10 protein-coding genes are annotated in these 12,469 nt (G+C 37.6%); all 10 read right to left on the reverse strand.

The genetic code is table 11. From position 1 onward, the window contains the following. Positions 1-6 precede the first annotated feature (6 nt). The 10 genes from lpxA to V9G42_05635 all read right to left on the reverse strand — a co-directional run bounded on the left by lpxA (position 7) and on the right by V9G42_05635 (position 12,414). Positions 7-804, reverse strand: coding sequence for an acyl-ACP--UDP-N-acetylglucosamine O-acyltransferase (lpxA, locus tag V9G42_05590; GenBank protein ID MEI2758894.1), 798 nt, complete (start codon positions 802-804; stop codon positions 7-9). Continuing rightward, positions 801-2,195 carry a bifunctional UDP-3-O-[3-hydroxymyristoyl] N-acetylglucosamine deacetylase/3-hydroxyacyl-ACP dehydratase gene (locus tag V9G42_05595; GenBank protein ID MEI2758895.1) on the reverse strand — a complete coding sequence of 465 codons (1,395 nt, stop codon included), beginning with the start codon at positions 2,193-2,195 and terminating at the stop codon, positions 801-803. The genes lpxA and V9G42_05595 overlap by 4 nt, the downstream gene beginning before the upstream one ends. Further along, entirely contained in the window at positions 2,192-3,241 is a 1,050-nt protein-coding gene (gene lpxD / locus V9G42_05600; protein ID MEI2758896.1) for a UDP-3-O-(3-hydroxymyristoyl)glucosamine N-acyltransferase, read from the reverse strand. The genes V9G42_05595 and lpxD overlap by 4 nt, the downstream gene beginning before the upstream one ends. A 179-nt stretch (positions 3,242-3,420) precedes the next feature. Further along, entirely contained in the window at positions 3,421-4,593 is a 1,173-nt protein-coding gene (locus V9G42_05605; protein MEI2758897.1) for a delta-aminolevulinic acid dehydratase, read from the reverse strand. A 4-nt stretch (positions 4,594-4,597) separates the two neighbouring features. Beyond that, positions 4,598-6,724: a bi-domain-containing oxidoreductase gene (locus V9G42_05610; GenBank protein ID MEI2758898.1), complete on the reverse strand. Its 2,127-nt coding sequence runs from the start codon at positions 6,722-6,724 to the stop codon at positions 4,598-4,600. A 19-nt stretch (positions 6,725-6,743) separates the two neighbouring features. Further along, positions 6,744-7,703, reverse strand: coding sequence for a GDP-mannose 4,6-dehydratase (locus V9G42_05615; GenBank protein ID MEI2758899.1), 960 nt, complete (start codon positions 7,701-7,703; stop codon positions 6,744-6,746). An 11-nt stretch (positions 7,704-7,714) separates the two neighbouring features. Continuing rightward, complete coding sequence (locus tag V9G42_05620) at positions 7,715-8,824, reverse strand: glycosyltransferase family 4 protein (GenBank protein MEI2758900.1); 1,110 nt, start codon at positions 8,822-8,824, stop codon at positions 7,715-7,717. Continuing rightward, the gene (locus tag V9G42_05625) at positions 8,821-10,062 is read right to left on the reverse strand and encodes a glycosyltransferase family 39 protein (GenBank protein ID MEI2758901.1); all 1,242 of its coding nucleotides are present in this window, start codon (positions 10,060-10,062) and stop codon (positions 8,821-8,823) included. The genes V9G42_05620 and V9G42_05625 overlap by 4 nt, the downstream gene beginning before the upstream one ends. A gap of 148 nt (positions 10,063-10,210) precedes the next feature. Continuing rightward, a complete protein-coding gene (locus V9G42_05630; GenBank protein MEI2758902.1) occupies positions 10,211-10,996 on the reverse strand; it encodes a phosphosulfolactate synthase in 786 nt (261 codons plus the stop codon). 5 nt (positions 10,997-11,001) lie between these two features. Then, positions 11,002-12,414 (reverse strand): tetratricopeptide repeat protein, encoded by a 1,413-nt coding sequence (locus V9G42_05635; protein MEI2758903.1) that lies wholly within the window; start codon positions 12,412-12,414, stop codon positions 11,002-11,004. Between the last annotated feature and the right edge of the window lie 55 nt (positions 12,415-12,469).

Here is a 12,469-nt window from a genome sequence, read left to right on the forward strand (position 1 = left end):
GTTCAACTATTCATCATCGCTGTCTGATGGTGTAAAACCACGCATCAAACCTTTTGGCGAGTTATGAATGAATTCAACAATCTGACCTCGCAGTGTACTTTCAGGAATTTCTTTTTCAATTTCTGTAAGTGCTTTTTTAATATTGCTATTCTGAACAAAAAGTATGCGATAGATATCCTGAATTTGATTGATATCTTCGTTAGAGAAGCCTCTGCGTCTGAGTCCAATATTATTTATGCCGATATAAGAAAGTGGCTCGCGTGCTGCCTTGGTAAAGGGTGGAACATTTTTTCGCACTAATGATCCTCCTGCAATAAAACTATGTGAACCTATATGAACAAACTGCTGCACTGCAACCAAGCCTTCTAATATTGCCCAATCATCAATTAATACATGTCCTGCAAGGGTAACATTGTTTGCCATGATAATATTATTACCCAACTGACAATCGTGTGCAATATGTGCATAGGCCATCACCAAACAGTTGCTGCCTAAGGTGGTTTTCATTTTGTCTGTTGTTCCTTTATTCATGGTAACAAACTCACGAATGGTGGTGTTGTCACCAATTTCTGCTGTTGTCTGTTCGCCTTTATATTTTAAATCCTGCGGAATAGCAGAAATTACAGCACCCGGAAAAATGCGACAGTTGTTGCCGATTCTTGCTCCATCATAAATTGTTACATTAGATGCTATCCATGTGTTATCGCCAATAACAACATCATCATAAATCATTGTAAAAGGTTCAATGGTTACGTTGTTGCCGATTTTCGCTTTAGGACTGACTACTGCAAGTGGCGATATCATGATTTTTTTACAATTTGAGCCATCATTTCTGCTTCCATAACTACTTTGTCGCCAACAAATGCTTGTCCGCCCATGTGACAGAGACCACGTCTGATGGGTGAAATTAAATCGAGTTTAAAGACAACAGTATCGCCAGGTTTAACCATATTCTTAAAACGTGCCGATTCTATTTTTAAAAAGTAAGTCCAGTAATTTCCCGGATCAGGAACAGTATTGAGAACAAGAATACCCCCTGTTTGTGCCATAGCTTCAATAAGTAATACACCGGGCATTACAGGATTTCCAGGAAAGTGACCTTGAAAAAACCATTCATTGGCAGTAACATTCTTTACACCTACAACACCTGTTTCAGTCAGCTCAGTGATTTTATCAATCATCAAAAACGGGAAACGATGTGGCAGGAAAGATTCAATTCTGTTGATGTCGAATAGTGCCGGTTTATTTGGGTCAATGATTGGTGCTTTAAGGCGCGATTTGTCTTTGCGAATAATTTCTTTAAACTGCTTGGCAAAGGCTACGTTGGCTGCATGTCCGGGGCGTGCTGCCAGAATATGCCCTTTCAGATGAACACCCAGCAATGCAAAATCGCCAACAATATCTAACAGTTTGTGTCGGGCAGGCTCATTCTGAAAATGCAGTTCTATATTATTTAGAATTCCTTTGTGTTTAATCTCAACTTTTGGTTTCTTGAATAAGGTAGCTAGTTCGTCTAACTTGTCTTGTTTTATTTCGCGGTCAACAATTACGATGGCATTGTTAAGGTCGCCACCTTTTATTAAGTCATGCTTAAGCAGCATTTCAAGTTCATGTAAGAATACAAACGTTCTGCATTTTGAGATCTCATCTTTAAACTCGGTAATTTTATGCATTTGTGCATGTTGTGTTCCTAGCACCGGTGAATTGTAATCTACCATTACAGTAATCCGATAGTCGGGGCTTGGCACAGCAAGCATTTCAACATTGCGGGCAGGCTCTTCGTAGGTGAGGTTTTCTGTTATAACAAAATAGCTACGTGTAGCTTCTTGCTCACGTAATCCTGCTTTTTGAATAGCATCTACAAAAGGAAAGGCACTACCGTCAAGAATAGGTACTTCGGGACCGTCAATTTCAATAAGCACATTATCTATTTCCATGCCTACCAGTGCGGCTAAAACATGTTCAGTTGTGCTCACCTTTACACCGTTAGCACTCAGTGTTGTTCCGCGTGATGTATCCACAACATTGTCCACATCGGCATCAATAACAGGTTGTCCACTTACATCTGTACGTTTAAACTTATATCCATGATTTTCCGGTGCAGGTTTCAAGGTCAGCCTGGCATTTATACCGGTGTGCAACCCCGGCCCTTCTACAGTTATTTCTTCTTTTAAAGTAACTTGTTTTACACTCATGATTTGTTTTCAGCAGGGTTTAGACTACCTGTCTTTTTTTCTAACTCGTTAATTTTTCTTTCTATTTGAGGCAATTTTTTAAACACAACATAGGTTCGTTTATAGTCGCTGATGTTAAATGCCGGTGAACCTTGCACAATTTCGTTTGGCGAAGTGATGCTGGTTCCGATACCGGACTGTGCAGCAATTTTTACACCATCTGCAATAGTTAAATGTCCGATGATGCCTACCTGTCCGCCAATCATACAATTTTTTCCGATTTTGGTTGAGCCCGCTATTCCTGTTTGTGCAGCAATAACTGTGTTTTCACCAATTTCAACATTGTGTGCTATCTGTATCAGATTATCTAACTTAACACCTTTGTGTATGACAGTTGATCCTAAGGTAGCACGATCAATAGTTGTTCCTGCACCGATTTCTACATGGTCGTGAATAACTACATTACCTATCTGTGGAACTTTTTTATAGTTGTTGTTTTCGTTGGGTGCAAAACCAAAACCATCGGCACCAATAATTACACCTGAGTGGATATTGACATGCGAGCCTATCTGACAAAAAGAATAAACACTAACACCGGGAAATAAAGTTGTATTATCACCAATGATTACATGATCACCAATATAACAATGCGGATAAATTTTTACGTTTTTACCAATTACAGCATTCTTGCCAATATAGGCAAAAGCACCAATATAACCTTGTTCTCCAACAGTTGCCGAAGCGTCAATATAAGAAGGAGATTCAACACCTTGTTTATCGTTAACTATCTGATTGTAAATTTCAAGCAAAGACGCAAAACTTTTGTAGGCATCCTCAACTCTGATGAGGGTTGCACTAATTGCATTTTCAGCCACAAAGTCTTTATTTACAATAACAACAGATGCCTTGGTATCGTAAATATATGGTGCGTATTTTGGATTTGATAAAAAAGATAGCGTTCCAGGTTTGCCTTCTTCAATTTTAGACAAAGCATTAACTTCGGCATTGTGGTTCCCCTCTATAGTGCCTTTGAGGAGGTCTGCTATTTGTTTGGCGGTAAACTTCATTTGTTGCTCAATAAATTCCGGAATTGGTGCAATGTGTGCAAATGTACAAATGAGAAGGGGATATACAAACCCAACGTATAAATACTATTCAACTAAAAAACAATGCTAAAACAATGGTTGGCAGGAGTATGGCCAAGTTAAGGATTTGTAGGCGCTGAAATTTGATGCAGGTTAAGGATTTATTGCCTCTTGGCATTCTGGCTTTGTAAAACAGCGGTTAGTCCGGCAAACATCCAGGCATTGCTCCAGCGCATAAATGATGTCTTTTCTGTATGGTTTTTGTATTTTCTGAAATAAAAGTAGCCCTTTGGATGTTGCATGTTTTCAATCATATATTCTGCAACTTTAATAGAAAGGGTATGCTCATTAAATCGTGTTAATGTCAGAAGAGATTGCGCTGCTGCAGTACAATCAACCGGAAAAACATTGTTATTATAGAATTTTGGAATTCTACCTTCAAGAAAAAAGTTATTGGTGTAAAATTTTTTTCCGGCTTCAAGGTTTTTATCATAGGTTTTATCCTCACAGTGTAAAATATATTCATGTAAACAATCTAAAACATAGCCGGTGTGGTAATTGTCAATCCACGTTCCAGCATCACTTGTTGAATATATCCATGCACCATCTGCACGCTGATGTTTCATGACAAAAGCAACAGATTCTGCTGCTGCCATTTTTATTGTTTCATCTTTTGTTTCCGAATAAACCTGAGCCAACAAGCGAGTGCCTTTCATACTTGCATTAAATACTACCTGATTATCGAAAGGCGAATAAGAAAAACAAAAAAGACCATCTGCATCGGCTGTACGGTTTAAATCTTTCATCACAAAATCTGCTGCGCTTTTACAAAGTTGAAACGCTTTTTGATTTCCTGTTTGTTTATATGCGATAAAAAGTGCATTAGTAATTATTCCAGTTGCAACAACAGTTGGTTGATATGCAGGAATGTTAGCATATCGTGCTTCCCAGTCAAAATCATATCCCCAACATGCGCCATGAAATCCTTTCGGAATAAGTTTTTCAAGTTCGTCAATCAGTTTGGAAATATTTTGGTTGAGAATATTTTTTTCTTGTGGATTAATGTTGATTAGTTGCGCATAAGCCTGAATACAAAGACCAAGAGTTACAGGATTCAGCCCTTTTGGGACAAATAATATTGACCTCAGGTTAAAAGGCGATCGTTTAACAAGTTGTTGTGCTCCAAAACGCATTAGCTTGTTTTTGTTCAGCAATGGTAATTTAAACAGCGGAGATTTTAATGCATCGTAAGGGTCGTATCCTTTGTAGTGATGCGACTCAATATATTTTCGTAGCCGGGATGTTGCCGCTTCAATGGTTGTGGATGCATCCATTGAATTAAAGAATTATTCTTTCGCCATTGGAGGCAATGCTTTGTAATGCACGGAATGTTGCCAGCGTACTTAAAACCGTTTCTTCAAAAGGTATAGGTGCAGGTTTTCCCTGAAGAATACTTTCTACAAAAGCTTTCACTTCGTTCTGATGACCTTTGTCCTGATTGCCTGTATATTTTTTTTCTGACTTACCGGATACTGTCAGTGTTTTAAAGTCGTCAAGTACTGCGACAATGCCTGAACCGAATACTTCAAGATATTCTTTGTTTATACTCTTATTGCCATTGCTGAAATAACTTACAGAAGCGGTACTGCCATTTTCAAATTGAAGATTAAAGCAAACTGTATCGTTTAGTTTTTGTGCATCATTCAATGCAACAGCACTGATAGTTGTAAGTTTTGAACCGGCAAGAAACATACATAAATCAATAAAGTGACAGGCTTCACCAACAATACGCCCACCACCTACTTTTAAGTCGTGCACCCAATGATCAGCTGGGATTACACCTGCATTGATTCTGTAATTGATAGCAATTGGATTGGAGGAAGAGAAAGTTTTTTTAATAGTTTGAATCATTGGAGCAAACCTACGGTTAAAGCCAACCATTACCCTGCAGTTATGCTTGGTAAATTCATGTTGTATCTGCACCAATTCTTCCTCTGTTAAGCAAAGAGGTTTTTCAACAAACACATTTTTTCCTGATTGTAATGCCTGCATAACATATCCTGCATGCGTTTCGTGACGCGTAGCAATAAAAACAGTGTTAATGTCTTTGTTGCTGAAAATATCCTGAGCATTACCTGATGCAAAAGCAAATTGATTTTTATCGGCAATATTTCGTGCATTATTGGGACGGGCTGTAACAATGCCACTGAGTTTAGCAGGAGTATTTTTTAATGCCGGTAATAAAAAATTTTGTCCGAAAGAGCCAGCACCAATCATACCGGCAACCACATCACTCTGGGTATAAGAAGGATTGGAGAGATTTACTTTTTGTTGCAATGGTTTATTGATATCATACTTTAAAATCATTCCAACAAAAGGCTCAGTTTTGTTCATGATAAGGTCGTATGCTGCCGGGGCTTCTTTAAAATCAAATGTATGAGTAAGCAGATTGGTCAGATTGATTTTTCCTGTTGCAATTAAATCAACAAAAGCAGCCATATTCCGGTTCTCAGTCCAGCGAACATATCCGTAGGGATAATCTATACCCCCTTCTTCATATTCTGTATCATAACGTCCCGGACCATAGGAGCAACTCATGCGCAAGTCTAATTCTTTTTTAAAATAGTTAGGTCGTTTAAAACCTGTTGGCACTGCACCAACAATAACCACTTTTCCTTTTTTACGACATAAGGCTCCTGCCAGATCTACCGGATCAAGTGAATCTGTACCGGCAGTGATTATTACTGCGTCAGTGCCGTAGCCGTTAGTAATGTTATTAATAGAGCTTTCAAGGTCTTCACTGTTTCTGGTAAATGCTGCATCAATATCAGTATGCAAAGCAAGGTCAACCATGCGCTGGTCAATATCAATACCGATAGTTTTTATGCCACCGGCTTTCAGCATTTGAACCGTTAGTTGGCCTACCAAACCAAGTCCTATAACCACACAGTTTTCGCCCAAACGAAGATCAGCTTGTCTGATTCCCTGAAGTGCAATAGCCCCTAATGTTGTAAAGCATGCATGTTGAAGTGCAATTTTATCGTTTAGTTTAACACAAAGATTTACAGGCACGGCAATCACTTCTGCATGTACAGCACTATTGCCGCCACAAGCAACTAAATCACCAACTCTGAATTCAGTAACATCTGGTGCAACAGCAATAATTTCGCCTGCTGTACTGTAGCCTAATGATGATGGTGCATCTAATTTATTCATCACCATTTTATAGGTGTTTAATATGCCAAATGTTTTTGCCGCATCAATCACTTTTTTAACTTCTTCTTTTCTGGCTCTGGCTTTACCGATATAACTCAGACGAGCATCTTTTACGGTTTTGCCTTCTGTGCCAGCACTAATAAGTGAATAATGATTGCGTACCAAAACCTGTCCTGATGATAGTACAGGAAAAGGCACTTCAAGTAACTGCATTTTTCCATCTTTCAAATTTTGAGTTAACTGTTCCATTTTTTGCAGTTTAGATTGTTTATGAAGAATAATTTTGATCGAACCACTTTCTGAATGCTATCAATCCCTCTTCTAAAGTTGTAGCAGGACTGTAGTTGAGTAATTCTTTTGCTTTGGCAATATCGGCAAATGTATGAGGTACATCACCTGGTTGGTCAGGTAGTTTTTCGAGAATTGCTTTTTTGCCGGCTTCTTTCTCGATAGCTGTAATTAGCATATTCAGATTTATGGTTCTGTTATTACCAAGATTTATGATTTCATAATTGCTTTTATCGTAATGCATGGCTGCAATAATGCCATTCACAATGTCGCCTACAAAGGTGTAGTCGCGACTTGTTTCGCCATTCCCAAAGAATGGAATTGGTTTACTCTGACGAATCAACTTAAAAAATTTATGTATGGCTAAGTCAGGTCGTTGACGTGGGCCAAACACTGTGAAGAAACGGAGGGAGATAAACCTGATGCCGTATAAATGAGAGTAGGTATGCCCGGCAAGTTCACATGAAACTTTTGTTGATGCATAAGGAGAGATAGGTTTTAATACAAAATCGTTTTCACTCCATGGTGTGTTTGGGTTGATTCCATAAACACTACTGCTGCCGGCAAAAACAAATTGTTTGATATTTTTTTCTTTTGCCTTCTCTAAAAGGTTAACAGTTCCTTTGATATTTACATCCTCATAAAGCAAGGGGTTTTCAATACTTGGTCTCACTCCGGCTCGTGCTGCAAGATGCACTATAATATCAAATGGTTGTTGAAATATTTTATCAATAAAAGCAGTGTCACGAATATCACCTTCAAGTAAAAAAAAGTTTTTATTTTTTAAAGCTTCCGAAATATTGTTTCTTTTTATGGTAGGATCATAAAAATCGTCAAACACATCAAGGCAATGAACTTCGTAAAGGCCATTAGCCAATAGGGCATCGCATAAATTGCTGCCAATAAACCCTGCTCCTCCGGTTACTAATACTTTTTTCAATTTAATAAAATTTAATTCTCTATTACACTTCTGAATGCATGACCCATCCGTTCAACCATTTTTTCTTCTGTCAGATTTTCCAGGTAGATACGTCTGCTTTCTGCTCCCATTTTGTTTCTCAAATCTTTATCGTTTGCCAAAATAATTATTTTTTCGGCTAACTGATTAATATTTTTCTTTTCTACCAGATAACCATTCTTGCCGTCATGTACACTTTCGGAGATTGCTGCATGGTCTGTAGAAATTACAGGCAGTCCGGCAGCCATAGCTTCAACGGTAACCCATGGATGACCTTCGTTTCGATAGTATGTTGGAAAAACAAAAATATCAGCTTCGTTCAGAATGCTGAATTTCTTATCACCTTTCACAGGTCCATGATTTATAACAGGAAGTTCAGGATGCTGTTGTAAAAAATTTTCAAAATCGGTTTTTACATCTGCTTCACGCCATTCTCCGGCAAACACAAATTCTACATTTTTATTTTTTTCAAAAACTAATGGTGCTGCATACAATGCTTCTAAAACACCTTTGGTGCGCACATAGTTCCCTAAAAATAGTACTTTAACTTTACTGTTGTTTCGCTCATTGTAGTTAACCGGAAAATTACCACCATTGGGAATAACAAAAATTTTTTCATCCGGAACAATCCAGTTAAATAATTTACGAAGGTTATTGCCAAGCACAATCTGACCGTTTACTTTTTTGTGTACAAAACGAATAAAAGCTTTCATTGTTTTTCCACTTTCATTATACCAGTTCAGAAAATATCCACCACGAAGGTGTGTAAGCACTTTAATGCCAAAAAGCTTTGCGATGAGAATATAACCTGCATCGCGTGTGTAGCCTACGTTGGTTTGCCCTGCCGGAACATATACAAGATTTGGACGATAGCGAATACAATACCAGAACAATTGAAAATATTGTTTAAAGGCCAGATAAAAATTTGTAAAATCGAGTTTTGCTAATGTATTGATGTCGCGTTTATCTGAAAGGTCGAGATGAATTAAATTAAATTCATCTTTGAGTTTTGAGTTGAGAATAATTTCGCAGGCAACAGAAGGGCCAATGTAGGGTGGAGGTAGTTTTCCCAGAAAAACGACCGTATATTTTTTGTCGCTCATGATGATTTAAATTTAAGATAAAAGGATGGAAAAAAGCGTTGCATTAAGTAAGTGATGGTTATGCCACTACATAACATCAGGAAAAAATCAATAGGTATGCGTGCTCTGGTGAACCCAATAGCAATGGCATGTGCACCGGTGAAAGCAAGTAAGATAAGTAACAGCATAAATGCCTCAGGCGGATGTTTTTTAAATAATATTATCAATCCAAAGGGAAAGAGTAGTAACAATGGCAGGTATGAAATAAGATAAACGGATTTACGTCCTTCATTGCTTCCGAATTTCACACTTTTACTATCAGGGTTGCGATTCCAACTCCAAAGTTTTTCTGCTTTAAGCCAACCCATAGAAACAAATTCAGGGAAATTGTTTTTTATCCAATTTACAGCCTCTTGCTGATAGGCTGCAGCTGCTTTTACTGCCTCATCAGGTGTACGTGCGGCAAGTGGATACTGTGCATAAATGGGCACTGGCGGGCTTAATCTATAAATTTCGTCTAATGATTTATTTGCTTTAAGATATTCGAATGACAAAGGATTGTTGCCTTGCCACATGCCGAATGACCCATGAGTGCTGATTAATAATTTTCCTGTTAGTGCATAGTTTCTTACCAACCAAGGTGCCATTGCCAGAAGACTTCCTGCAACAATTAGTGAGCAACTGATAAATGCCGCTGTTATATTCTCGGATTTGAAGTAGCGATAGAATACATAGAGAAACAAACCTGGAAGAAAGGTAATGATAGTTGCTCTTGTTAAGAATGCCAGACCAATAATAATTCCGGCAAGTACAAGTTTTTTCGAAGAAAGTTTTTCTGTAAGCAATAAATCAATAATCAATACAAGAAGAAAAACAAAAAGTGTAGTGTCGTAAATAGAAAACGAATAGGTAAAGAGATAGGGATATAAAGCATGATAACATGCAGCAAAAAAACCTGCAATGGGATGAAAAAGCCTGGTGCCGATTTTAAATAACAAGAGAGAGGTAATGAGATGCAGAGTAGCCTGAAGAATGGTCAGACCTAGCCAATTATATCCTGTAACAGCATAGCTGATGCTCATTAAAGCCGGATACAATGGCTCATAGTCAACAGAAGGAATTCCCTGAACAAGACTATATTCACCATTAAGATACAAATTGCTTGCAAGCGCATTAAGATAGGTTTTTGAATTACCACGATTCAGAAAGGATTCTTTAAGGTGAAATCCAATGGCAATTTTTGCAACGAACCCCGCCAATAGAAAAATTATCAGCAGTTTTTTTAAATTTATTTTTGTGTTTGCAGTCAAGAATGTAGAGGAAATGGAAATATAAAATCTTACCCCTTTTGGGCGGCTGCAAAAGTACAACTTTACAAGGCACGATTAGTGCTGAAAAGCAGTAAGTTTAGTTGGTAAATCTATTGATAGAGTCTTTATCAAGAAAATGGAAAAAAGTATCACTTCTTAATCCTAAGCGCAGCGATTCAACCGCTATTACTTCGCTGGGTGCAATGTTGCCCAGGTTCACATTAGATCCAAATTGCTTAATAAAATAAACCTGCTGCGATTTTTGAGGCGTTTCCCATATAATTTTATCGGCAGGTACTCTGGAAATTATTTTATTAATAAGCATTACGTGTGCTTTTCCATTTGGACGGTAAATGCCTACTGTACCACTTTCGCGGGCTTCCGCAATTACTTTCCAAACACCGGCTTCTAATTCACGTTCCATCATTTGAATCCACACGTTTGGACGGATAATTATTCCTTCTTCTTTTGATCCTACTTCTGAAATTACTGTTACGTGTTTGGCAAGCTTTTTAATATAATCACATTTTATTTTATGTGGAATTACGATGGAGCCATCTGATATTTCGGCATATTCCATCTTGTATTTAGATAAAACTTTCAGGTACTTGTCAAACTCATCTCTTATAAGAAATGCTTCTAACAATGTTCCGCCAAAGTAGATCGGTATCCCGGCTTCTTTATATAGAGCGATTTTTTTATCCAGATTCGGGGTTATCAGACTACTTCCGAAACCTAATTTTACCAAATCGGTAAATTCGCCTGAGGAGGAAATAAAATCTTCTGTTTCACGAAGGCTGAGGCCTTTATCCATAACCATGGTTAAGCCATTCTCACGAGGTTTTATACTTCGTGAAGGCACTTGACTCAATTCAAAATTCATTGTCACTAATTGTTTTGTTCTAAAATTTTCTGAATGTTAGAGTCATTCAAAAGTTCAGGGTATATCTCTTCAATAATTTCCCTGATATTTTCTTCGTTGTTGATGGCAGCAGATAGCAAACTGTAGGCTGTTTTTATGTTACCATTTCTGTATTGTAAAATGATATATCGCAAATGTACTGCAATGTCATTTGGAAAATATTTTACTGCAAGATAAGCATATTGAAGTGCTTCATCTGTTCGGTTTTGTTCCATCAGAAATTCGGGATACTCATACCAGATATCTAAAAAATCCGGGTCCATTTCAATCACTTTTCTATAAGCTTCATCAGCCTCTTCAAAGTTACCTAATTCGCGTTCGCAGTCTCCAAGCAAAAACCAATAATCACTAATATCACTGTTCAGTTCAATTGCTTTTTTAAGATAGTGAATGGCTTCATACCACCGCTCTTCTTCCGACAAAGTCATTCCAATGCCATACCATGAGCTGTGAAATGAAGGATTACTTTTTACAGCCTTTTTAAAATAGCTCCGTGATTCTTCATGATTTCCCAATTCAAAATAGCACTGTGCTATATTATCATAAACAAATGCTTCAGGGGTGTTATATTCAAAACTTTGCTTAAATGCCTGAATAGCTTTTTCATAATTACCTGCCAACATGTGACACTGTCCGCTTTGTATATAGGCCTCGTCCATGTTTTCGTCAATCAGAATACAATAGTCGTATGCATTGATAGCTTTTTCATACTCTATGCAACACTGATACATTTGTCCTAAATGAAACCAGAACAATGCATTGTAAGGATCCTGATCAATTAATGCCTGAAAATAAGTGATGCCTTCTGATGCTCTTCCTGCACGGTCAAAGCATTCGCTCAACTCATCGGCAGCAACTTCGTTTTTTTTGTTTTCGAAGAGGCAGTTTTTAAAATAATGTATGGCTCCGTGATAGTCGAATGTTTGCAGATAGGTTTGTGCAATATGAAAGCAAACATCTTCTTTAAACTCTGTGAATGACAAAAGTTCTTTGAATGTTTTACGTCCTTCCGGAAACATTCCTAAAGAATTATAGATAAGACCTTTAATCAGATAAAGGTCTTCATTTTTTGGGTTTACGGTAAGAAGCTGATTTATCATTTCCAGAGCCTCTTCAGAGTTGCCCTGAAGGTGAGTGATGTAGGCTTCTTTTGCTTTAAAAGCAGTATTGTCCGGATGAAGATTCTGACCATATTTTATGACTTCCATAGCCTTATCATAGTCAAACTTCTCTAAATAAAAGTCGGTAATTTTTATCAGCGAATCGGCATCAAAAAAGTAGGTTTCATGATTGCGCAGCATTTCTTCAAAGCGCTGAACGTTGTTACCTAAATTTTCACCTTGATCATCAAGTCCATCATAGTCATCGTCATGCATCATAAGCTTATATTGGTTCTCTCAAATTGAGGTCAAAGGTAAAAAATATGAATAAACC

The sequence above is a fragment of the Bacteroidia bacterium genome (genome assembly GCA_037045145.1).
Taxonomy (GTDB): domain Bacteria; phylum Bacteroidota; class Bacteroidia; order AKYH767-A; family OLB10; genus OLB10.